The following is a 23,894-nucleotide window of genomic DNA, read 5'->3' as shown; positions in this document are numbered from 1 at the left end:
AAACCCTCTATGTCCCAAGCCACCGAACTCAAAACCAAATTTACTACGCTTCTTAAACAAATGTTCCAGCTCGATCAGCCTGAGCTAGATTTTGGACTGTATAAAATCATGCACGCCAAGGCAGAGCGTATTAATGCCTTTTTGGATAAAGAGTTAGAGCAACAGATTGATGCGGTGTTTGCTGATGCCGACCAAGCAGATCAGCACTCAGCGATTGAAGCAGCCAAGCAGACCTTGATCACTCAATTGGGCGAAGGGGCGTTTGATGAAAAGGGCGAGTTGGTTGAGCATTTCAAAGGCGTTCCAGCCGCAAAAGACTATCTCAAAGTAGTCGATCAGGCTAAAGCGGGCAAAGGGAATTTGAGTGGTCGTGCGGTGATTTATGACCATTTGATTCGTTTCTTTAGCCGTTATTATGACGGCGGGGATTTTATGAGCCGTCGATATCATGTGGCGGAAAACAAATCCCGTGCGGCGGCTTATGCGGTGCCTTATGACGGCAGTGAAGTCTATTTGCATTGGGCGAATAAAGACCAGTACTACATCAAGACCACCGAAAGTTTTAATGAATACAGCTTTAATATTCGTGAAGCGGCGGCAAAGCAAGCCGAACAAGCCAGCAAGCAAAACAAAGCAGGCACACTAGACTTTACAGATGCCCCACAACTCGGAGACAAGCGCATTCACTTTAAATTGGTGGATGCCGAGCAAGGCGCGCAAAATAACAATAAAGAAACCGAAAAGCGTCAGTTCTTTATTCGCAAAGACAACCCGATTGCGATGAATGAAGCGGGTGAATTAGAAGTCTATTTTGAGTTTCGTGTCGCCACCAATGACGATGCCATTTCAGCAGAACAAGAGAAACAACTGAAAGCCCGTTTTGGTAAGTCTGCCAATAAAGGCGATTTACCGAATTTGTATATCACCCAAGTGATTCAAGATGCTTTATCCGCCATGCCAGAAGCGGCGGACTATTTAACCTTTGCAGAAATCTTAGCCCCTACCGATAAAATCCCTCAGCGGCCGTTATTGACTAAATACCTCAATAATTACACCAGCAAAAACACCATGGATTACTTTATCCATAAAGACCTCGGTGGTTTTTTACAGCGTGAATTGGATTTTTACATTAAAAACGAAATCATGCGTTTGGATGATGTGGAGCAGGCAGATACAGGCACGGTAGAAATTTGGTTGCAACAAGTCAAAGTATTGCGCCGCATTGCCAAAGACATTATTGCCTTTTTAGCGCAACTGGAAGACTTTCAAAAAAAGCTATGGCTAAAAAAGAAATTCGTTACCGAAACCCAATATTGCATTACGCTGGATAGACTGGAAAAATCACTAGGCCTGGTGGCAATTGCCCTTGAAAACGAAGCGCAACGCCAAGAATGGGTATCGCTTTTTGCCATTGATTTAGCGGAATTGGATTCCGTTAAAGCACAAGGCATGGAAGCGGTTTTTGCCGATGAAAAATTTAAATATCTGGTAGTCGATACCCAGTTTTTTAATGCCGCTTTTAAAGATGAACTACTGGCTGAAATTGAAGACTTAGATGAGCAAAGTAATGGCTTGCTGATTAATTCGGATAATTTTCAGGCTTTAAATATTTTGCAGAGAAAATTCAAAGCTTCAATAAACTACATATACATTGATCCACCATACAACACTAACTCGACTCCTATCCTTTATAAGAATGAATATAGAGATTCCTCATGGATGTCTTTAATGGCTAATAGGCTGGATTTGTCTTCAAACCTTATGAACGAAAAGTCAGTGAAAACAATAGCCATTGATGATGCAGAGTTTTTAAATTTATCCAAAATTTTAGAAGAAAGGTTCGTAGACAAAAGAATTACAAAAATAACCGTTGTTCACAATCCTAAAGGCTCTATTACGAAAGACTTTAACCGTGTTCATGAGTATGCAATTTTTATTACTTCTGAGGAAAATAAGACGGCAATAGCTAGGAAGTTGGAAAAAAATAAAACTCCTAGAAAAATGAGACGCTGGGGAGAGAATTCGCTTAGAACAGAGCGAAGACTCTCGTTTTATCCTATATACATAAAAAACTCACAAATAGTGAGAGTAGGTGAAGTTCCAGATGATAACTTTCACCCTCTTGGCAAGAATGTAGAACTTGATAATGGTGAAATAGAGGTTTGGCCTATTGATCAAGATGGTGTCGAAAGAAGATGGAACTTTGGACTTGATTCTATAAATGACAACATAGACAGAATTACAGTGCGAAAAGATGATGAAGGTAATTTTGATTTATTTTTAACTCATGAACTAACGGTACCTAAAACAGTTTGGTCAGGTGGACAATTTGATGCTGGTAAATACGGAAATACGTTGTTAGTAAGCTTAATGGGTAAAAAACTCTTCGATTTTCCTAAATCAATTAACCTTGTAGAAGAGTGCATATTTCTTTCAACAAACAATGCTGAAAAACCAATAATCTTAGATTACTTCGCTGGTTCAGGCACAACAGGTCATGCGGTCATTAACCTTAATCGTGAAGACCAAGGTAATCGCAAATATATCCTGTGCGAAATGGGCACTTATTTTGATTCAGTCACCAAGCCTCGTATTCAAAAAGTGGTGTATGCCAAAGATTGGAAAGACGGCAAACCTGTCTTTGACTCCGAAGGTAAAGCAGGCGGTGTGTCGCAATGTTTTAAATATATCCGTTTAGAGCAATATGAAGACACGCTAAATAATCTGGTCGATGACCGTACTTACAACACGGCTGATATGCCAAAAGACTTTATTTTGTCTTATCTGTTAGAAGCGGAAACGGCGGAAAGCCCGTCTTTATTGAATCTGAATCAATTTAGCAATCCTGCAAATTATCAGCTGAAAATCAAACGCCCCAATTCGGATGAAGCCAAACCACAAGCGGTTGATCTAATTGAAACCTTTAACTGGTTGATTGGTCTCAATGTGGTCAAGCTGGATAAATGGCGTGCTTTTGATTGCGAGTTTGAACGAGAGCATGACACCGAATTACCCAACGACCAACACACCCGCTTAAAGCTTGCCGGTCGGTTAAAACAAGTGGATGCCTATAGTGACAATGCGTCTCCTTACCAAATCCGCACCGTCGAAGGCTGGGTACGTCAACAAGCTGGCAGTGATGAATTGCGTGATTCGGTATTGGTCATTTGGCGCAAACTCACCGACGACCCAGAAAAAGATTCGGCCTTCCTAGAAGCTTATTTAGAAAAACTGGGCGTCAACCAAGCGGATACCCAATTCGACAAAATCTATATCAACGGCCCTCACGGGCTACAACTGCACGGCACTGCAAAAACGCGTCTATTTTGCCTAGAAGACACATTCATTAAGAAAATGTTCTCTTTATGAATAAAGAAATGAACTATGCGATAAGCTTATATAAGTCACTAGTTAGTACTAGTTCACTTACCAATTTGAAACAGAGTCAGAGTCATCACTTTTCAATTTTTTCTCCTAGCTCAGAGAGTAATGAGTTATATCAAGACTACCTTTCGTTTGAAAAAAAGAATTCTTCAGAAGGGTATCCTCCTCGAAAAAATGATGCAACATGCAAAAAATGCACAAAACTTACTTCTGCTAAATCTTTACAGAAAAATAGCGAGTCCAAGTCTAGTGATATTAAGCAGGCGGAGCTGTTTGAAAAGTTGTTGGGAGAATTTATTGTTTTTAGATTGAATAAAAACCTTAAAGAAAGTGATTCCAAATACACATACCAAAGAGCTGATAGTGAATTGAAAAGGATGCCTGACATTAAAATTCAATTTGGAGGGGAGGATATACTGTATTTGGAGGTTAAGGCAATATTGAAGCCTTTTGTGAAGGTTTCTGAACTAGTTAATAGAGAATATCGTTGTTATAGCCATTCTGCAACATTGGATGTTGGGGATAAATTAAAGAATCAACTTAATGAAATTGATAGAAAAGGAATTCTTCAAAAAACGATTTATGTATATTGGTATGACATTCCATGTATAAAAGGAGTTTTTTGGGAGTTCTCTTCGAATGTAAAAGACCGATACTTAGAGCAAGAATCGACTTATAAGAGATTATCTGCTCCATCTGATTTTGATAATGATAAAAAAGTCGGAAACGATAATAAGATGTATTTAAATTTATTTGAAATGAATGATTTCTTTGAACTGTTTTGTTTGATTGTATCTAAAACGAAATCACATCAAGTTAGTGATATTTGTAACTGATTACCTTCTTTTTCTTTTTGTTGAGCTCAAATATATGACTTTTAAGAAATTAAACTCTAAGTTTTTTTCGAAAAAACTAGTTCTAAATCAGTGGCTGTTGACACAATTCGACAAAATCTATATCGACGGCCCCCATGGCTTACAACAGCATGGCACTGCCAAAACCCGTCTGGAAGACACCTTTATGCAAAGAATGTGGGAAGAGGCTTTATGTCGTTCGAATCTACAAATTCAGAGGAAAATTTACGAATGAATGAACACGATACAGTAGAACAAGTAGAAGGCTTGGGTGAAACAGATCAAAGCGAATCCTGGGGAGATTACCCGTTAGATACTGTTTTTGTTCGAAAAGATGTTCGCACTGTTGGTGAAGTCATCGCTCGTATTAAAAAAGATCGATATATCTTAGACCCAGAATTTCAACGTGACTTTGTTTGGCCTCCTTTACATCAACAAAGATTAATCGAATCAGCTTTAATGAGAATCCCTCTCCCTGTTATGTATGTAGCAGAGGATGTTGATGGCAAAATTATTGTGGTCGATGGTTTGCAAAGATTGACGACCTTTCGCAGATATTTAGATGATGAGTTTGCATTAAAAGATATTGGTAAGAAAGAAGATGAAATTATCAAAAATAAAAGGTTTTCTGAATTACCTATTCATCTTCAAGAAAGGATCGAAGACACTCAGTTGACGTTGTATATTCTTGATTCAAAAGCACCTGAAAGAGCGCGTTTAGATATTTTTGAAAGGGTTAATAGTGGAGAGCCTTTGACGCGTCAACAGATGCGTAATTGCCTTTATAGTGGGCAAGCAACTCGATGGCTTAAAAAGGCTGTAGAACTGGATAGCTTTAAAATGGCTACGGATAAAGCCTTGCAAAGCAAAACTATGAGAGATAGAGAGGTTGTTAACCGCTTCTGTGCTTTTTATTTGTTAGGGATTGATAGTTATAAAGCTGAAATGGATGATTTTTTATCTGACGCACTTGTTGAGATGAATAATGTTGAAGAGAGTAAGCTTGAAAACCTTTTGGCTGTATTTGATGAAGTGATGCAGTTAAATGTTGAAATATTTGATGGTAATGCTTTCAGAAAATCTATTTGTAAGCCAAATGGTAAAAGAAGTGTTATCAATGCATCTCTGTTCGATTCTCTAGTCACATCATGGGTAAAACATATCGATAATATTAGAGCCTTGAAAAAAACTGAATTAGTTGAAAGAACTATGCAATTACTGATATTCAAACCTTTTGATGATGCTATTTCTTTATCAACGAATAATTCGATTAAAGTTCGAGCTCGACACTCTTTAACTGAAATGATGTTTGGTAGTCATATTGCCGAATCGCCATTGGTGATTTTTTATTTATTTATTTTAAGATCTCATGCAATTTATAGAGATGAAAATACCTTACGGTGGAAGGCCAATCAAATTAGATCCTTGTATGAAGAATCTTGTTTACATACCAATAAAACAGTGTTAGATAAAGTAGGGCAAAGTGATTTTAAGAAAGAGCTTGAAAGTGAATTTGGTGAAGCATTTGATGAAAAAGTGATTAAGGAGCTTATTGAGGCCACTGTGGGCTATGAAAAGGTCAATAAAATAATTAAAGATGGGAGCGGTGATGATTAATCAAATAGAAATTCAGAACTTCAAATGTTTTAAGCAACAAATCATCCCGTTAGCTTCACTGAATGTTTTTACGGGCTTTAACGCAGCGGGTAAGTCCTCTTCGATTCAGAGCTTATTGTTAGCTAGTCAAATTGAAGACAAGCAAGGTAAGTGTGATGTATTACTCAATGGTAAAAATACTCGTCTTGGTACTTCAGGGGAGGTTGTATCGCGTCATGCTGACAGCAGAGAAATAAGGTTTAAATTTGAGGGTGAAGTATCGACCTATTCAATAAGCTTGGATGCTTCAATCAGGAGTGCCTTATCCCTGCCCGTTAGTCTTAATAGTGCTTGTGAGGAAATTAAGCGTAATATTTCGAAAACGGTTTTTATCAGTGCGGCTAGGGACATCAATTTAGATCTATTTCCTATTCCAGAAAGCCCAAGTCATACTAACGCTGATGTTGGATCATTTGGGCAATATGCTGCTTGGTTGTTTGAAACTCATAAAGATGAAGAAGTACATCCTTCCAAAATGCATCCAAGTGAGTCATCACGCAGTTTTCGAAAACAGTTTTTAGCATGGATGAATGAGATTTTTCCAAATGCAGAAGCTAATACGACGGCTGTGGAAGGATTGCCTTATGTGAAGTTAGAGCTTCGCAAATCGATGCATGAAGATTGGAATCGTCCGGTGAATATCGGCTTTGGTTTGTCTTATGTTTTTCCTGTTTTGGTCGCTGGGTTATTAACGGAAGATGATCAGATTTTAATTGTTGATAGCCCTGAAGCGCATTTGCACCCAATGGGGCAATCAAAGATGGGTAGTTTTTTATCGATGGTCGCTGCTTCAGGTACACAAACAATAATTGAAACTCATAGTGATCATGTCTTGAATGGTATCCGTTTGGCGGTATCAAAACAGAAAATTGCTCCTCAAAAAGTAAATATCCATTTCTTTGACACTAAACTGGATGACAAGAATATACCGATTCCATTTTTAGTTTCTCCTCGAATCGATAGATTTGGTCAGCTTAGTGAATGGCCTGAAGGATTTTTTGATCAAACAGATAAAGATATCTCTGAAATCAACGGCTGGGATTAAAGCATGGAAGTGATTTTGAATGATTTATCTTTAGAAATTTATGGTCGTGACTTTTCGTCTTTGATTAATGATTTATTAGACTTGGTTCTATTTAATACACAAGCCAAAAAGCTTGGCAGCCCTCTAAAGTGTCATAGAAATGTACGAAATTTATTTGTTGCAGATAACAAATCCTTAATTGATGTTATTGGTAAAAATGCTTCAAAAGATCAAAGGCAAAAGATTTTTACATGGCTTGATAGGAGTGGGCCTTTTTGGTGTGAAAGCCGAGAAGAAAATCCTGATGATTATTTTGAGTTGAATGGACAGGATGTCACTAATCGAGGCTTGGGTGAGTGCGCGCGTAAACAAATTATAGATAAGCCTGTTGCTTCCTATAGTTTAGGTCAAGAAAAGGTGTTTAGAGTCAACACTCTTTGTGTTCAACATGGCCTTCCAGAAGAAATTTTAGGATTGTATGAAATTCAAAACTATTATGAATTTGAAAGTCTTAAAGCTCGGTTACATAGCCTTCTCCCTCCTCCACAGAACTGGAAGGATTTAATTTCTTATTCGAAAGCACAGTTTGAACTTCTGGTGTTTAGTGATGAATTACTAGGTCAGATAGAACAATTACCTTTCAGTGATTGTGTCGCGGAAAGATTTTTAGAGTTATGTAAAAAACTTGAAGAAATTATTCAAAGCCGAGATGAAAAGCAGCAATTTTCTAGTTCGACTCATCAATTGATTGAACAGCACTTTCATGGTGACAAAGCATGGTTTTCAGATGAGTCAGACCAAGACAAAATAGATTTTGTAAATCAATTAAAGTTTAAAAATGCCTATACAGGTGAAAAAGAATCCTTCAGTTACCATGGAAAAATCAAAACCCCTCAAATCCGTGTCTATTTTGATTGGCCTTTGACCCCAGCAATGAAACAGATTCAGATTGTGTATTTCGGCCCTAAAATAACTAAGCATTGAAGTTAACAACAATCATGGCAAAACTAAAGAAATTAGACGCAAAACATTTCAATAAAAAACTGGTACTGAATCAGTGGCTTTTGACGCAATTTGGCATTAATCCCCTAGAGAAACAGTTTCTGAAAAAGGGCGCTAAAGTTCGTGCCTTAGATGTGATTGCGGCTTCCGTAAAAAAAGCCAAACCAGGCCTAAGTCCAGATCGACATCATTATTATTTAGCTGAGTTGTTAGCCCATTGGCAACCGACTTGGGCTTACTCAGAACAGCAACTTAAACAGTTTGATGCGAATTTGGTCGCCCATTTAGATCAGATCAACGTTGGAAGAGAAAAATCAATTGAATGGAAGTATTTTCAATGGCTGAGCCTGCTGTTTGTCGAAATTTACCTGTATGAGTTTTTTAATAATCGTTTTGGTCTACTCAATAAGTTGAATCATTATGTGTCAGTGTTTAATGGGCACTATGAAGCTGAGGGTTTTGAAGCACCTGTACCAACCTATGCTTTTGAAGAGCTTAATAAACTTTGCTTACAAAATGCGACAGGAAGCGGCAAAACTCTGTTAATGCACTGCAATATTTTGCAGTTTAAGTACTATGCTAACCGTTTTGCCAAGTCAGACGATTATGGTCAGGTGATTTTAATTAGTCCAAATGAGCGTTTGAGCGAGCAGCATATTATTGAATTTTCCGAAAGTGGATTAAATCCTGAGCGTTTAACTCAAACCACTCAGCAATCGAGTGCGGATATTAAAGTAACAGAAATTACCAAATTAAGTGACGTACAGGGCGATAAGGTCATGGATGTTGCAAGTTTTGGCGATCAAAATGTTTTGTTAGTTGATGAAGGGCACCGTGGTTTGGGAACAGCGGATAGCGAAACAGGATGGTTGGCCAGTCGGCGTAAATTAGCTGGAAATGGTTTTACCTTTGAGTATTCTGCTACATTTAAAGAAGCGATTGTTGCTGCTAAAAATGATCAGGTAGAAGGCGATTATGCAAAGTCAGTTATTTTTGATTATGCCTACCGTTATTTCTATGAAGATGGCTATGGCAAAGATTACCGCATTTTCAATATTCCAAATAAGCAAGAAGATATTATTCATCAAAAGCCTTATTTAACTGCGGCTTTATTAGCATTTTATCAACAATTACGTTTGTATCAGGATCGTCATTTAGAATTTGCCAATTTTAATCTCACTATGCCGCTTTGGGTGTTTGTTGGGGCCAGCGTGGTGAAAGATGATGGTAAAAAAGAAGATGCTAAAAACTACGATGAACGTGCTTCTGATATTGCCAAAGTTCTGAAGTTTTTGGGTTGGTTTTTATCCAATCAGACTCAAGCAGTGCAGACCATTGATTCTGTTTTGAATAGTAATGCCAAGACAGCAGGCTTATTGGATGAGAAAGGCCGTGATATTTTTGGTTCGAGCTTTCCATATTTAAAAGAGCTGAAATTGTCTGCACAAGAGTTATTTGCAGATATGTGTCAACGAGTCTTTCAGTCTAGTGGCGGTGGTGCTTTGATTGTTGAGCGTATCACGGGTGATTCAGGTGAGCTGCTCTTAAAAGTTGGAGACAATACAAAGCCATTTGGATTGATTAATGTCGGTGATGCTAAAGGTCTTGCCGACCATCTAGAGTCAAGTCTTGCTGCGGATAAAGAGAGGGAAGCTTTAGATTGTGAAATCCAAATCTCTAAAACAGAGTTTGCCAACCCTTTGTTTGCTCAGTTGAATGATGTTAATTCCCCCATCAATATATTGATTGGTTCAAAGAAGTTTGTTGAGGGGTGGAACTCTTGGCGTGTATCGTCAATGGGCTTAATGAACACGGGTAAAAAAGAAGGCTCACAAATTATTCAGCTCTTTGGTCGTGGTGTGCGTCTGAAAGGTCGAGAAATGAGCTTAATGCGCTCTAGCCGTTACCAACCAACATCTGCCCCTAAATATGTGCAATTACTGGAAACCTTAAATGTATTTGGTGTTGGTTCTGACTTTATTGCAGCGTTTAAAGACTATCTATCTGAAGAAGGACTGCCTGGCAATGAGGAGACCTATATCGAAACCGTCAACTTGACCGTTTTAGAGGGTATGGGCGAGAGGCTTAAAATGCTGCGCCCTAAGGTTCGACAAGATACTCAACAAGTTTATTCTTTTGCCAAAGATGGTCCTTTAGTTTTATTGGGCGGTAAAGGTACTGCATTCAATATTCCGCCAAATATTGAGATTAAAGGGCGAAAAATCGTTATTGATCGTCGACCAGCTTTGCGTACCCTGCTAGCAGATGAAGTGCATGATGATAAGTCTATCGCAGAAGCCGAAGCGCCAGTTGGATTAACTTTTGATGGTATTCGTGCCAGTTTACTCAGATATGATCAATTGTATTTAGCCTTATCTAGATATGTGCAAAGCCGCGGTTATGCTAACTTAATCGTTCAAAAAGATCGTTTGCAATCTTTGCTATTAAAAAATAATTGGTACGAGATTTATCTACCCACCGATAAATGGGAAATGAAGGCTCAAAACTTTTTGCTGTGGCAGGAGCTTGCCTTGGAGCTATTGTCTATCTTGGCAGACAAGGTTCACAATCATCATAAACGCGCCTATCTTGAGCCTAGACTAGAAGTTGTGACGCTAAAAGATGCCAATGATAATTTACCCGTGGATTCTGAATACACCATCACTGTAGATGCTAGTGATTCAGCATTAATAGACGATATCCAACAATTAAAAGAAGCATTTGAAGTCAATGCTGCAAATTTGTTTGATTCAGGGCGTCAGTCGGTTAAAGGGATTAAGTTTGACCAACACCTGTTTAATCCGTTGTTATGTGCGACCTCTGATCGAATCAAAATCCAACCAGTTGGTTTAGAGCCTTCAGAGTATCAATTCGTTGAAGACTTAAAGATTTGGCTTAATAAAAATCAAGCATTGTTAGATCGTACAGGTGAAGAAATCTATCTGCTTCGCAACCTAGTTAGAAAAGGTATTGGTTTCTTTGAAGCGGGTGGGTTTTATCCAGACTTTATTCTGTGGCGTTTATGGCAGGATGATAAAGGACAAACCCTGCAACGAATCGTCTTTGTTGATCCTCACGGTATTCTACGAACAGGAATTGGTGATGACAAAATTGAGTTTGCCCACAAAATTAAAGATGTTCAAGCACGTTTAAATAACGAAGTAGAACTGGAAAGTCTCATTATTAGCCCTGCAAGCACCACTCGTGAAATGATCGAAGCTCAATGGCGCGTGAGTGAACAGGATTTGCATCAAAACCATGTTTTTTTCATGTCTGATAAAGATGTGTATATAGGTCAGGTGATGGGCCTTGTTAGAAAGTAAAGAGCAAGGCGTATTGAGAAAGTTTTGATAGGAAGGTAATGAACTCAGAACACCAAAAAAATTTAGAAGCTCTAATGTTGGATCTTCTTTTTAAGTCGAATATCCAGGTAACGCAAGATAGTGCTCATGAGACTGGTTCAGCAGAGGGCTCTATTGATGAGTTGAATGCTGAATTAAGTTTTAGAAAGGCGTTAGGTCGTGGCACGGGCTTGAGAGAAGATAAAAGCTTCGATTTTGAGGATAACTTGCTTTTACAGTTTTATCGCTTGGCACACATCAATGGCTATCCAAGCGTTATTAATGCGTTTAGAAACGATCCAGCTGAATCTGATGTCGAAAGTACCGAGAATTCAGTGTTTTCATCACACCCATCTTTACTTGGATTGAAAAGTATTTTGCTGAATTATGCAGAAAACTTTGAATTGTGGCTTTTGGATGAAAGCCTTGATTCTGATAACTTGCTAAAAGAAATTGAGGATAGAGTCGTTGGAGTGAATCTCCCCATGTATCATCAGCTGAAAAACATGCCGAGACGAATGGATTTTATCGGAACACTGTTTGATACATCGGTAGAGATGGCTGTTTGTGCCTACACAGCCCATAAACTTAATGCGCTTGGAATTGCTTGGAATGCTCTTATGAAATCTAGAGAGCTATTAGGCGGCTATATGGGGGCAAGATCCGTTTTTGAAAATAAGTTTGCCAATTCCATTTCAACCTCTAAAGCCAAATTTATGATAGCTTTCCGGGATGATGTATTGAGAACAAAGGTCGTAAGGTATTTATATCGAGAGCGAATACATCTCTTGAAGCCGCCTGTTGCAAAAAGCCATAGGCATAATACGACATTGACTAGTAGAGACAGAGAAAGGGTGCGTGAGGCTCTTTTCAATGATTTGTCAACTAAACTGGTGCAGTTATTTAATCTGGAGTCGGATCGGATATTTTGGGATTCAAATATTCCTCAACAGTCTGTTGACTCAAATGTTGAAATGTTTGAAGGATGGCTTAAATTTCCAAATTTTAAAGAGGCGGTTGAGCGATACATTGATGCATCATTGGGCATTGTAGGTAAAGAAGAACTAGAGCAGAAGGCTGAGGACTCAGAATCTAATTATGTTTTAAAAAGTGATGTAGAGACTCTTTTAGAGAATATTGATCGCACGGTCAATTTGCATCTCAGTGCATATCATCAGCAGTGCCCTAAAAAGAAATGCCCTATGAATAGAGCAAGGGAAGCAAGTACAAAAAAGCTGAAAACTTACTTAGCTGATCCTCTTTTTTCAGGGGTGAAAAACATTAAAAATAGGAAGGACAAAGAAGTCAAATTGCGTAAATCCCTTATTAAGCTTAAGTTGAATCCAGGAACAGATTGACTGACTATTGTGAAAATTGCGCAAGATTTCATGGTGATTTGAAGGCAGAGTTTTTCGTACACTTAAGGCATGTTAAAAGATTGCTGGTTTAAACGGCTGGATTAAGAGCCTTGTCCTGTGTATAATCCCGTTCAGTTTCGGAATGACTTTTCTGAAAGTGAGTACAAAAGTGAGTATGTTTTTCGTGTTGTGCTCTATATGCTAGGAAAGACGGGCTTCTTCTAATCCCCCGCTCTCCGCCAAATCCGACAAAACCCGCTTTTATAGCGGGTTTTTTTATGCCTGCAAAAAACCGTTCAAAGTGTTTATGCCATGCTCATGTTTGGATAAACGCGCAGTTTGCGCTAAAACGCCTTTCATATTTTCGCGCCTTTAATTATGCGTCGATAGGTCTAACTGCAGAAGGGTGATACCGTGAAACGGCTTTTCGGCTTTTTTTGATTCTGTTAGTTTGAATTAAATTGTCCATAATGGGGCGGAGGGGCATATTTTGGGGCACTGATCTTGGCATTTTCCCCCTCGTAATTATCAATATCTAAGCTGTATTACTGCATAAAAACCGCTTTTTGGTCTTGGCATCGTCATTGCTTATTACATTTTCAGTAAAGCGTAATAATTTTTTGGCTAGGTAATGTCGAGGCTGCATATGTCCATAAACTTTTCAACATGGTTCACGCCCAGAACTCCGCTGGATAAGCCTTCCAAACGTCTGTTGACGTTCGGAAGCTTCGCGATTCCACTTTTGCTGTGGTGTCTATTCAGCTACGCACCTTTTCTATGGCATCCGCAGGTAGAAATTACACAGTCTGGCGGGGTCAGTTATTTCCGCGAGGGAACACTGGTCGATAAAGAAGTTTTCCAGAAGGTTGTCGATAAAAAAGTCGCCGAAAACCCGGGTATCGATGTCTCTGAATTACCGCAGGGGATTCCTTCCAATCCGGTTTACCTTCCTGCTCCACACGAAGTCGCCACGGCCTTTTACACCGCATTTACCACACCGCCTAAAAGAAGTAACGAACCCTGGTTGCACGAAAGCCTGTGGCATTCGATACAGGTGATTGCCTGGGGCTTTTTCTGGGCCATGCTTTTCGGGGTGCCTTTAGGCGTCTTGGCGGGAACCTATGCTTCAGCGTCGCACATTATAGAGCCGTTTACCGAATTCTTCCGTTATCTGCCTGCTCCGGCCTTCGGGGCCCTGGCGGTGGCAATTCTCGGAATCTACGATGCGCCGAAAATCGCAATTATTTTTATCGGTACCTTTTTCCAAATGGTACTGATTGTCGCGGCGACCACTCGTAAATTGAATATTGCACTGGTCGAAGCGTCATTGACTCTCGGCTGCAAAGGTTTGCGAATGATCCGACGCGTGATTCTGCCGGGCATTCTGCCGGACCTTTATCGCGATATGCGTATTCTGCTGGGCTGGGCCTGGACTTATCTGATCGTTGCCGAACTGATCGGCACCAGTTCTGGGATTACCTGGTTCATTACGCAGCAGGCGCGTTACAAGAATTTCGACAATGTGTTTGCAGCGATTCTGATTATCGGGATTATCGGACTGGTAACCGACATCATTCTTGCCCGTCTCGGCAAGCGTCTGTTCCCTTGGCACAACAGTAAATAAGGAAGGTTTTTGTGAATAGTCACCCTCTGAACGAATGGATTACGCCCGAAATTCAGGATAGAAATGAACGTATTCTGAAACGTCCGCCGGTACTGGATATCCAGAAACTGCACAAATCTTTCGAGCATAAAGGCAAGCCGGTCGAAGTTCTGCGCGAGATCGATTTCACCGCCTACAAAAGAGAATTTATCTGCGTTGTCGGGCCTTCCGGCTGCGGTAAGTCAACGCTGGCCAGATTGGTGGCCGGTCTGGAAACCATCGACGACGGACAGATTTTAATGGACGGCGAAGCGGTCAAAGCGCCGGGGCCGGATCGCGGGATGGTATTCCAAAGCTATTCGCTGTTCCCGTGGATGACGGTGAAAGATAACGTTATGTTCGGACTGGTTGAGTCGGGAATGTCGAAACTGACGGCGGAATCGGAGGCTTTGCAATGGATTGATCTGGTCGGTCTTGAGAAGTTTGCCGATTCCTATCCGCATCAGCTTTCCGGTGGTATGAAACAGCGTGTAGCGATTATCCGCGCTCTGGCGAATCAGCCGAAGGTTTTATTGATGGATGAGCCCTTTGCGGCACTGGATCCGAAGAACCGTTTGAAAATGCAGCAGTATCTTTTGGAGATCTGGCAGAACATCGATATCACGATTTTCTTTATCACTCACGATTTGGACGAAGCCATCTATCTGGCCGACCGGATTCTGGTTCTCGATGCGCACCCGGGACGCGTTAAGGAGGTCGTGAATGTTCCTCTGCCAAGACCGAGAGAGGAGGAGACCTTTTTGAGTCCGGCTTTCATGGCGACCAAAGTCTACCTTGAAAGCCTGGTGCACCATGAAGACGAAGAAGTCGAAGATATGGAAGACAAGCTGAAAATGGTGCGGATGGTATCGGTTAATTCTGACGTACCGGATATTTTTTAAGATGAAACGACCTAGCAACCTAATCAGAACCAGCGCTTCGCTACCGGAAGAGGTTCTTAATGAGCTTGAGTGGCTGACCGGTCAGCGCAAGCTAAAAAATCGTTCGGCTTTGCTGGTCGATCTGATCCGTAAGGAAGCATCGGCTTTCCGCCAGGATCATACCAATGAAGTCATGGCGGGCACTTGCACATTGGTTTATGACCACTCGATTGCTGGTTTGCAGCAAAGTCTTAATCAGTTAAAGCATAAATATGTCGCGGAAATTATTTCCACCACACAGGTTCAGCTGATGGACCAACATACGCTGGAGGTCAATCTGATGCAGGGCCCTGCGCAATTACTTAAACGGATCAGCGACGAGATGATGTCTTTCAAAGGCGTCAAAAACAGCAATCTCTATCTGACCCATTCGGCGTTGCCGCCGATTCATACGACGACGGATGTCAGTCGTTTAACACAGGAGAAAAAACATGCCTGAGGCACCTTCATACAACGGTTTTGTTTGGAAAGAATTGATTCCGGCAGGGGCTCACTGGTCGGGTGTCATTCGCCGCGGTACGTTGCTGCGTATGACTGATCTGCAGGGCGGAGCGAATGTTTCGATGCTGATCAATAATCTGGAAGTGAAAAATGAACGTTACAACATGCCGGATACCTTGAAAGCGCAGAAAACCGCTTTTTTGACCACGCCGAATATGTGTTTCAGCGATATGGGCCGCGTAATGTGTTCGGTGATCGCCGACACCTGCGGTTGGCATGACACCATCGGCGGACTGTCCAATGCGAGTATGCTGCAGAAAAAGTATGGTACGAAAACTTACCAGGAAGCGCATAACGACTATTTCAAAAACGGTCACGACAGTTTGATCAACGAACTTGAGAAGTGGGGCTTGAACGAAAGCGACATTATGCCGAACCTGAACTGGTTCAGTAAGGTGCGCGTCGAAGACGACGGCACCATGACGTTTGTCGAAAACAACTCTGCGGCTGGCGACTATGTTGATCTTCGTTTCGAAATGGATTGCATCGTCTGTCTGTCGACGGCGCAGCATCCGATGGATCCAAGCCCGGAATACAATCCGAAGCCGGTCGAATTAAGTGTCTATGAAGCCATGAAAGTCGAGCAGGACGATCCTTGTCGTCTGCATCGTGGAGAGAACGAGCGCGCTTACTACAACACTAAAGTTTTTTACGGAGAGAACCCAAATGACTAAGTTTGACGAAAATCGAATCGTTTACCGCGAAGTGGTAAAAGCCGGCGATCCGTGGATGCACGAAGTCAAAGCCGGGCAGTATTTCCGTATTGTCGATCTGGAAGGGAATCAGGCGGTCGACACGCTTTTCTATAACGCGGCAGATCAGGCCGAACGCTATTCGGCTACCGACACCATTCGTGAGCAGGGCAAAATTTATCTGACGACCGGCAGCGAACTGATGTCCAACCGCGGCAATAAGATGCTGACGATTGTCGATGACACCTGCGGTCGCCACGATACCATCGGCGGAGCTTGTTCGGCGGAAAGTAACACCGTCCGTTATGCGATCGAAAAGCGTCATATGCATTCGTGCCGCGACTCCTTCCTGATGGCTTTGGGAAGCTGCAGCTGCAACCACGGTAAAACCATGAAAAAAGAAGACCTGTCGAGCAACATCAACTTCTTTATGAACGTGCCGGTTTCGCCGGACGGACATCTGGATTTCGATGACGGTATTTCCGCTCCGGGCCGCTATGTCGAGATGAAAGCGGATATGGACGTGCTGGTGCTGGTGTCCAACTGTCCGCAGTTGAATAACCCGTGTAATGGGTATAACCCGACGCCGGTCGAAATGATTATCTGGGAGTAAATCGTCATTAGTGGCTCAACTGCGTTGTTGCGTCCTCGAAAACTTCTCGCCTATCTAAACGATATGTCTCGAATTTTTCTTGCGGTGCGCCTTGCATTTGAACCACTACTAACAATTTAAAGGCTAGAGAGCGATAGCCAATTAAGAAGACTCTCACAAGACAAAACAGACACTGAATAACAAAAAATCTAGGACGACCTAGTTGAAATAAATTGCCTCGGAACGATCCGAAAAAAGGACACTCAATGTTTAACAAAGTACTCATTGCCAACCGTGGCGCCATCGCCACTCGCATTATCCGCACTCTGAAACAGATGAATATTCAGTCTGTGGTGCTGGCATCCGATGCCGATCGCGCATCGCTTCATGTACGCGAGGCGGACGAAGTGATTTTTCTGCCGGGCAATGTGGCCACCGAGACCTATTTGAATGTGCCGTTTATCCTTGAAGAGGCGCAGCGTTTGGGCGTGGAAGCGGTGCATCCCGGTTACGGTTTCCTGAGTGAAAATACCGGTTTTGCGGATGCCTGTGAAGCCGTCGGTATCCGTTTTATCGGACCGCGTGCGGAGCATATCCGTGATTTCGGTTTGAAACATACGGCACGCGAACTGGCGATTCAGGCCGGTGTACCGCTTCTGCCGGGTTCCGGTCTGCTGGATTCGATTGAGCATGCCTTGCAAGAAGCGGAACAGATCGGTTATCCGGTCATGCTGAAAAGTACCGCCGGGGGCGGAGGAATCGGTATGCAGCGCTGTAATAATGCGCAGGAACTGAGTGACGCCTACGAACAGGTCGAACGTCTCAGTCAGAACTCTTTCGGTCAGTCGGGACTGTTTCTTGAGAAATTTGTCGTTAATGCGCGTCATATCGAAATTCAGATTTTCGGTGACGGACGCGGTGAAGTTGTGTCCTTCGGTGAGCGCGACTGTTCACTGCAGCGCCGAAACCAGAAGGTAGTCGAAGAGACGCCGGCCGTCGGCATCAGCCGCGAACAGGTCGCGGAAATGGAAGCGCATGCGGTCAGGCTCGGAAAGGTAGTCGATTATAAATCTGCCGGAACGGTCGAATATGTGTACGACGCGGATCAGCAGGCGTATTACTTCCTGGAAGTGAATACACGTCTTCAGGTCGAACATGGTATTACCGAAGCGGTGCGTGGCGTTGATCTGGTCGAATGGATGATTCGCGTTGCTTACGATGAAACCTTACCGCTTTCCGCCGAGCAGATTCCGGCTGCGCAGGGACACGCGATTGAAGTACGTGTCTATGCCGAGGACCCATTTAAGAATTTCCAGCCGAGTACCGGTAAGTTGACCGGTTGGGAAATGCCAGAAGACTGTCGTGTCGATACCTGGTGCGAACGCGGCGTCGAGGTCAGTTCATTCTATGACCCAATGCTGGCGAAGATCATTGTCAAAGGGGCGGATCGCGAAGATGCGGTGACTCGCATGCAAGCCGCTCTGGAAAACACCCGTATCGACGGTTTTGAAACCAATGCCGCTTATCTTGAAGCTTTGTGCGGCAATGATGCGTTCAGACAGGCGGAAGGGCTTTACACGCATTTCCTGAACAGTTTTATGCACACACCGAATACGGTGGAAGTGACGCAGCCTGGGACGCATTCGATGATCGTCAGTTATCCGGGACGCGTCGGTTACTGGGATATCGGTGTACCGCCTTCCGGGCCGATGGATGCGTTGTCGCACCGTCTGGCTAACCGTTGTCTAAATAATGCGTTGGATGCGGCGACGATTGAAATGACGGTGTCCGGTGTCGGTTTGACTTTTGACGTCGATACGGTGATCTGTATTACGGGGGCGAATGTTCAACCGACGCTGGATAAAGAGCCGATTCCACAGTGGCAAGCGGTCAAAGTGCAAGCCGGCCAGCAACTGAAAACCAAAGTAATCAAGGATGCCGGGCAGCGCGCTTATCTGGCCGTATTGGGCGGTTTCGACGTGCCGGATTACATGGGCAGTAAAACGACTTTCTCGCTGGGCGGTTTCGGTGGTCATGGCGGCCGTCTGCTTAGAGCGGGGGATGTTCTGCGCGTGCCTGACCTTCCGATTCCGGAAGAACTTCTTACATTGCCGCAGCAGACGATTCCGACCTTCGGCAATGAGTTCGAAATCGGCGTTATCTACGGGCCGCAGGGGACACCGGATTTCTTTACCGAAGAGGACATTGAGAAATTCTTCAGCTGCGATTGGGAAGTGCATTACAACTCCAGTCGTACCGGGATTCGTCTGGTCGGGCCTAAGCCGCAATGGGCGCGTAAGGACGGTGGGGAAGCCGGTCTTCATCCGTCGAATATTCACGATAACCCTTATGCGATCGGTGCCATCGATTTTACCGGGGATATGCCGGTGATTCTGGCGCAGGACGGCCCGAGTCTGGGAGGCTTTGTCTGTCCGGCGACGATTATCGAAGCCGAACAATGGAAGATGGGGCAGTTGCGCCCGGGCGATAAGATCCGTTTCAAACCGGTGACCATTGAACAGGCCGAGCAGGCGTTGAAAGATCAGGAAGCGGCTATCGATTTACTGCAAACGCCGACCGTTGCGGAACTGTCTTTCCTTGCTTCGCCGACCGAACAGTCGTGCATTGCGCACGAGGTTTCAGCCGATGCGCATGAATTCGGCGTTAAATACCGCCGTTCCGGTGACAGTCATGTCTTGATCGAATACGGCAGAATGGAACTGGATCTAGCGCTGCGTTTCCGTATTCAGGTATTGTTCGAGCGCCTCAAAGAGAATCGCGATAATCAAGCGGATTGGGCGTTTTTGAAGGATCTGACGCCGGGGATTCGTTCCTTGCAGGTGCATTATGATCCGCGAAAAATTTCTCAGAACGAACTGATCGATAAACTGATCGCGCTGGAAGAAGAGATCTCTTCTGGTAAGGATCTGACGGTGAAAAGCCGTATTGTTCGCCTGCCGTTGTCGTGGGACGATCCGAGCACGCGTCTGGCGATCGAGAAATATATGACCACAGTGCGTCCGAACGCGCCATGGTGTCCGAGCAATATCGAATTCATTCGCCGCATTAATGGTTTGGACTCTATCGAAGACGTCAAACGTATTGTTTTTGACGCCAAATATCTGGTTATGGGGCTAGGTGATGTGTATCTGGGCGCGCCTGTGGCGACGCCGCTGGATCCGCGTCACCGTCTGGTGACCACTAAATACAACCCGGCGCGTACTTGGACGCCGGAAAATGCCGTCGGTATCGGCGGCGCCTATATGTGTGTTTACGGTATGGAAGGGCCGGGCGGTTACCAGTTCGTCGGCCGTACCATTCAGATGTGGAATGCCTATCATCGCACCCGCTTCTTTACCGAAGAGAAACCGTGGCTGCTGGATTTCTTCGACCAGATTCAGTTCTATCCGGTTTCCGAGGAAGAGCTGGCGCAGGCGCGTCTGGACTTCCCTCTGGGACGCTTCAGTATCGACATCGAAGAGACCGAATTGTCGTTGAACGCTTATCAGGCTTTCCTGGAAGAAAATCGCTCCAGCATCGATGAATTTAAACAGACCCAGGGTGCTGCCTTTGAGGCGGAGCGTCTGTACTGGGAAGAATCCGGGCTGGCGAATTTCGAAGCCGAAACGGCGCAGGATGAAATTCAAAGTGAAGGTTTGGGTGAACTGCCGGATGGTTTCGAAGCCGCCTTGTCGCCTATTACCGGCAGTGTCTGGAAACTGCAGGTCAAACCGGGCGATAAGGTAGAAGAGGGCGATACCATCGCCATACTGGAAACCATGAAAATCGAGGTGGCCGTCGAAGCGGAAATTGCCGGAACCGTGACCGAAATACTGGTCAACGAAGGTGACCTGATTCAAACCGGACAGGCGTTGATGGTACTGGAGGAGAATGAAAATGTCTGAGATCGATTTACGCCTGGAAGCTTTGAAAAACGCCTATCAGGAGAAAACCCTGACGCCACGCCAGGTCGTATCGCACCTGCTGGATAAAGCGGCGGCTTATAAAGAACACAATATTTTCATTACGCTGCTCGACGAAAGCGATTTGGAACCATATCTGAGCAAGCTTGAGCAGAGCGATCCGCAGAGTTTGCCTTTGTGGGGGGTGCCGTTTGTTATTAAGGACAATATCGATCTGGCCGGCATTCCAACCACGGCGGCCTGTCGCGAATACACCTACAAGGCACAGCAGTCGGCCAAGGTGGTTGAGCTGTTAATTAATGCCGGGGCCATTCCGATCGGTAAAGCCAATATGGATCAGTTTGCGACCGGTCTGGTCGGGACGCGTTCGCCTTATGGGGTCTGTCATAACGCCTTCGATTTCGAGATGATCTCCGGCGGTTCCAGTTCCGGGTCGGCAGTCGCTTTGGCGTTGAACCTGTGCAGTTTCTCGCTCGGAACCGATACTGCCGGTTCGGGTCGTGTGCCCGCGGCGTTCAATAACCTGGTCGGTTTAAAGCCGACCAAAGGCCTGCTCAGTGCAAGCGGATTGATCCCGGCGGTGCGTTCGCAGGATGTCATCAGCGTATTTGCTTTAAATGCGCAGGATGCGGCACAGGTATTCGATGTGGTGGCGCAGTTTGACGAAGCGGATGAATTCAGCCGTGAATTGAGTGATCTGACCCCGCCTGTCTGGAATAAACAGCCGGTGATCGGAATTCCTGATGCGGCGAGTCTGATCTTTGATGGCGATAAAGCCGCGCAGGCGAACTTCGAACAGGCTGTGGCGACTTTGCGTTCGGAAGGCTATCGGCTGGTGGAAGTACCGTTTGCCGAGTGGCTGGAAACCGCAAAACTGCTGTATGGCGGCGCCTGGGTGGCGGAACGTTATGTGGCGATCGAGGAATTTATCGAACAGCATGAAGCGGAAATGGATCCGACCGTAGCGACGATTATTGCCGGTGCGCGTTCTTTGAGTGCTGCGGATGCTTACAAAGGCAGTTATAAATTGCAGCAAGCGCAGCGCAAGACCGCGCTGCTTTGGAAGGCGTCAGGTATTGATTGCATGATGACGCCGACTACACCGACGATCTATTCGATCAAGCAACTCGAAGAACAGCCGATCGAGCATAACTCTATGCTCGGTACCTATACCAATTTTATGAACCTTCTGGATTATGCGGCGGTGGCCATGCCGACCGGTTTCCGTGACGATAAACTGCCGTGCGGTGTGACGCTGTTTGCCCCGGCCGGCAGCGACAAGGCGCTCTTGCAGCTAACCGATGCGCTGCACGGGAAGTTTGTATCCACTTCCGGCGCCAAGGGATTACCGGTTCCTGCAGCGAACAGTGACGGCTTTGCCGATAGTCGGATGATTCCTTTGGCGGTTGTCGGCGCACATTTAAGCGGTTTTCCGCTTAATCAGCAGTTGATCGCGCGCGGCGCCAAGCTACTCGAAGAGACCAAGACCGCGGCGAAATACCGCCTCTACGAGTTGAACGAACGTCCGATTCTGAAACCGGGACTGGTTAAACAGGCTGAAGGTGGTGAATCGATCGCTCTGGAAGTCTGGGCGATGCCGAAAGAGCATCTCGGCAGCTTTCAGGCCTTGATTCCGTCGCCGTTAGGTTTAGGGAAAGTCGAATTGATCGACGGCCGCGAAGTTGTCGGTTTTATCTGTGAGCCATACGGAATCGAAGGCGCCAAAGAAATTACCGAAACCGGTGGTTGGCGCAATTGGATGGCGCAACGGCCGCAGGAGGAGTGATTCGCCGCTCAAATTTCAGCTATTGATTCCACCAGGCGGATTGACCGGCCGGATCCTGTAGCGAGGTGACCTCTCCCATTATCGGAAAGGTTGCCTTTACGTCTTTTTCGGCTGCTGCCTTTGAGACGCGTTCAAAAGGTTCTTTCCATGGATGCATGGAAAGTTTGAAACTTCCATTATGAATCGGAAATAGCCATTTTCCACCCAGATCCAGATGCGCTTGAACGGTTTCTTCCGGCATCATATGGATTTTGCGCCATCTTTGATTGTAGGCGCCGTTTTCCAGAAAGGTCATATCAAAAGGCCCAAGCCGTTCTCCTATCTCTTTGAAACCGTCAAAGTAGCCGCTATCGGCTCCAAAATACAGATTGTATTGCGCGCTCTCAATTACCCAGGAAGCCCAGAGTGTTTTATTTCGGTCAAACAGCCCGCGTCCGGAAAAATGCTGCGCCGGCGTAGCGGTAATCTTCAGGGATTCATTCTCAATCGCTTCCCACCAGTCCAGTTCGGTGATTTGCGATGAGTCGTAACCCAGACTCAAGAGGTGAGACTTTATGCCTAAGGTGGTATACACATGACCGATTCTATCTTTGAGAGCGCGCAGTGTCGGTTCATCCAGATGATCGTAATGGTTGTGCGACAGGATGAGTATGTCGATAAACGGCATTTCGTCAAGCGGGATCGGCAGTTCGTGAAACCGCTTCGGTCCAAAGAAAGGCACCGGCGAGGTTCGTTCCGAGAAGACCGGATCGGTCAGAACGAAACGGTTGTCCAAACGGAACAGCAGGGTCGAATGCACAAAGCGCACTACGGAACCTTCCGGCATGGCCAGTAGGTCCTCCCGACTCAGCTTTCGTACCGGGATCTGCCCGTTTTCGGGTTCCAGCCCCTGGGTATCCTGCACGAAGAGCTCCCAAAGGATTTTGCCGGTTTCGGTAAAACCCAGATTCTGCTGATCCATTGCACTGGCAAAAACACCGTCCTGATAAAATGAGGCGCTGTAGCGCGGGTTCACTTCCCGGTTCGCACAGCCCGCCAATACTAAGGGGGCCAGACTCAGCGCCAGGATTCTTGTGCACAGTTTTTTCATTACAGGTGTCCGTTTCTTTTGAATATTCATTCAGTGATCATAAACAGGAATGGAAAAACAGTGAACAACCCTTTCTACGATTTATTTGCCTGATACTCCAAAGTTGGC

15 protein-coding genes are annotated in these 23,894 nt (G+C 44.5%); 14 read left to right on the top strand and 1 reads right to left on the bottom strand.

Translation table 11 applies throughout. From position 1 onward, the window contains the following. Positions 1-9 precede the first annotated feature (9 nt). The 14 genes from J3999_RS04585 (at position 10) to atzF (ending at position 22,696) form a co-directional block, all read left to right on the top strand. Positions 10-3,369: a DNA methyltransferase gene (locus J3999_RS04585; protein WP_208126788.1), complete on the top strand. Its 3,360-nt coding sequence runs from the start codon at positions 10-12 to the stop codon at positions 3,367-3,369. Further along, positions 3,366-4,220, top strand: coding sequence for a hypothetical protein (locus J3999_RS04580; RefSeq protein ID WP_208126787.1), 855 nt, complete (start codon positions 3,366-3,368; stop codon positions 4,218-4,220). Before J3999_RS04585 ends, J3999_RS04580 begins: the two co-directional genes overlap by 4 nt. A 249-nt stretch (positions 4,221-4,469) precedes the next feature. Further along, complete coding sequence (locus J3999_RS04575) at positions 4,470-5,855, top strand: DUF262 domain-containing protein (protein WP_208126786.1); 1,386 nt, start codon at positions 4,470-4,472, stop codon at positions 5,853-5,855. After that, a complete protein-coding gene (locus J3999_RS04570) occupies positions 5,848-6,939 on the top strand; it encodes a DUF3696 domain-containing protein (protein WP_208126785.1) in 1,092 nt (363 codons plus the stop codon). Before J3999_RS04575 ends, J3999_RS04570 begins: the two co-directional genes overlap by 8 nt. Before the next feature lie 3 nt (positions 6,940-6,942). Next, positions 6,943-7,902, top strand: coding sequence for a hypothetical protein (locus J3999_RS04565; RefSeq protein WP_208126784.1), 960 nt, complete (start codon positions 6,943-6,945; stop codon positions 7,900-7,902). A gap of 14 nt (positions 7,903-7,916) precedes the next feature. Beyond that, a complete protein-coding gene (locus tag J3999_RS04560; RefSeq protein ID WP_208126783.1) occupies positions 7,917-11,243 on the top strand; it encodes a DEAD/DEAH box helicase family protein in 3,327 nt (1,108 codons plus the stop codon). Positions 11,244-11,281: 38 nt separating this feature from the next. Then, positions 11,282-12,619 carry a hypothetical protein gene (locus tag J3999_RS04555; RefSeq protein ID WP_208126782.1) on the top strand — a complete coding sequence of 446 codons (1,338 nt, stop codon included), beginning with the start codon at positions 11,282-11,284 and terminating at the stop codon, positions 12,617-12,619. 646 nt (positions 12,620-13,265) lie between these two features. Continuing rightward, complete coding sequence (locus J3999_RS04550; RefSeq protein ID WP_208126781.1) at positions 13,266-14,243, top strand: ABC transporter permease; 978 nt, start codon at positions 13,266-13,268, stop codon at positions 14,241-14,243. 11 nt (positions 14,244-14,254) lie between these two features. After that, entirely contained in the window at positions 14,255-15,163 is a 909-nt protein-coding gene (locus J3999_RS04545; protein ID WP_371811856.1) for an ABC transporter ATP-binding protein, read from the top strand. Position 15,164: 1 nt separating this feature from the next. Continuing rightward, positions 15,165-15,641, top strand: a complete 477-nt coding sequence (locus tag J3999_RS04540) for a CopG family ribbon-helix-helix protein (protein ID WP_208126780.1) — start codon at positions 15,165-15,167, stop codon at positions 15,639-15,641. Next, positions 15,634-16,377 carry an urea amidolyase associated protein UAAP1 gene (locus J3999_RS04535; RefSeq protein ID WP_208126779.1) on the top strand — a complete coding sequence of 248 codons (744 nt, stop codon included), beginning with the start codon at positions 15,634-15,636 and terminating at the stop codon, positions 16,375-16,377. Before J3999_RS04540 ends, J3999_RS04535 begins: the two co-directional genes overlap by 8 nt. Then, complete coding sequence (locus J3999_RS04530) at positions 16,370-17,008, top strand: urea amidolyase associated protein UAAP2 (protein ID WP_173284207.1); 639 nt, start codon at positions 16,370-16,372, stop codon at positions 17,006-17,008. Before J3999_RS04535 ends, J3999_RS04530 begins: the two co-directional genes overlap by 8 nt. 245 nt (positions 17,009-17,253) lie before the next feature. After that, positions 17,254-20,892 (top strand): urea carboxylase, encoded by a 3,639-nt coding sequence (uca, locus tag J3999_RS04525; protein ID WP_208126778.1) that lies wholly within the window; start codon positions 17,254-17,256, stop codon positions 20,890-20,892. Next, entirely contained in the window at positions 20,885-22,696 is a 1,812-nt protein-coding gene (atzF, locus tag J3999_RS04520; protein WP_243755312.1) for an allophanate hydrolase, read from the top strand. Before uca ends, atzF begins: the two co-directional genes overlap by 8 nt. Before the next feature lie 19 nt (positions 22,697-22,715). On the opposite strand, the gene J3999_RS04515 is transcribed toward atzF, so the two are convergent. Next, complete coding sequence (locus J3999_RS04515) at positions 22,716-23,786, bottom strand: MBL fold metallo-hydrolase (RefSeq protein WP_208126777.1); 1,071 nt, start codon at positions 23,784-23,786, stop codon at positions 22,716-22,718. Between the last annotated feature and the right edge of the window lie 108 nt (positions 23,787-23,894).

The organism is Thiomicrorhabdus sp. 6S3-12 (assembly GCF_017571475.1).
Lineage (GTDB): Bacteria > Pseudomonadota > Gammaproteobacteria > Thiomicrospirales > Thiomicrospiraceae > Thiomicrorhabdus.
This window is presented reverse-complemented; position numbering and strand designations above follow the sequence as displayed.

What these genes read in the sequence shown, in the direction of transcription:
- J3999_RS04585 (WP_208126788.1), top strand. Translation starts at nt 10, where the DNA reads ATGTCCCAAGCCACCGAACTCAAAACCAAATTTACTACGCTTCTTAAA.
- J3999_RS04580 (WP_208126787.1), top strand. Translation starts at nt 3,366, where the DNA reads ATGAATAAAGAAATGAACTATGCGATAAGCTTATATAAGTCACTAGTT.
- J3999_RS04575 (WP_208126786.1), top strand. Translation starts at nt 4,470, where the DNA reads ATGAATGAACACGATACAGTAGAACAAGTAGAAGGCTTGGGTGAAACA.
- J3999_RS04570 (WP_208126785.1), top strand. Translation starts at nt 5,848, where the DNA reads ATGATTAATCAAATAGAAATTCAGAACTTCAAATGTTTTAAGCAACAA.
- J3999_RS04565 (WP_208126784.1), top strand. Translation starts at nt 6,943, where the DNA reads ATGGAAGTGATTTTGAATGATTTATCTTTAGAAATTTATGGTCGTGAC.
- J3999_RS04560 (WP_208126783.1), top strand. Translation starts at nt 7,917, where the DNA reads ATGGCAAAACTAAAGAAATTAGACGCAAAACATTTCAATAAAAAACTG.
- J3999_RS04555 (WP_208126782.1), top strand. Translation starts at nt 11,282, where the DNA reads ATGAACTCAGAACACCAAAAAAATTTAGAAGCTCTAATGTTGGATCTT.
- J3999_RS04550 (WP_208126781.1), top strand. Translation starts at nt 13,266, where the DNA reads ATGTCCATAAACTTTTCAACATGGTTCACGCCCAGAACTCCGCTGGAT.
- J3999_RS04540 (WP_208126780.1), top strand. Translation starts at nt 15,165, where the DNA reads ATGAAACGACCTAGCAACCTAATCAGAACCAGCGCTTCGCTACCGGAA.
- J3999_RS04535 (WP_208126779.1), top strand. Translation starts at nt 15,634, where the DNA reads ATGCCTGAGGCACCTTCATACAACGGTTTTGTTTGGAAAGAATTGATT.
- J3999_RS04530 (WP_173284207.1), top strand. Translation starts at nt 16,370, where the DNA reads ATGACTAAGTTTGACGAAAATCGAATCGTTTACCGCGAAGTGGTAAAA.
- uca (WP_208126778.1), top strand. Translation starts at nt 17,254, where the DNA reads ATGTTTAACAAAGTACTCATTGCCAACCGTGGCGCCATCGCCACTCGC.
- atzF (WP_243755312.1), top strand. Translation starts at nt 20,885, where the DNA reads ATGTCTGAGATCGATTTACGCCTGGAAGCTTTGAAAAACGCCTATCAG.
- J3999_RS04515 (WP_208126777.1), bottom strand. Translation starts at nt 23,786, where the DNA reads ATGAAAAAACTGTGCACAAGAATCCTGGCGCTGAGTCTGGCCCCCTTA.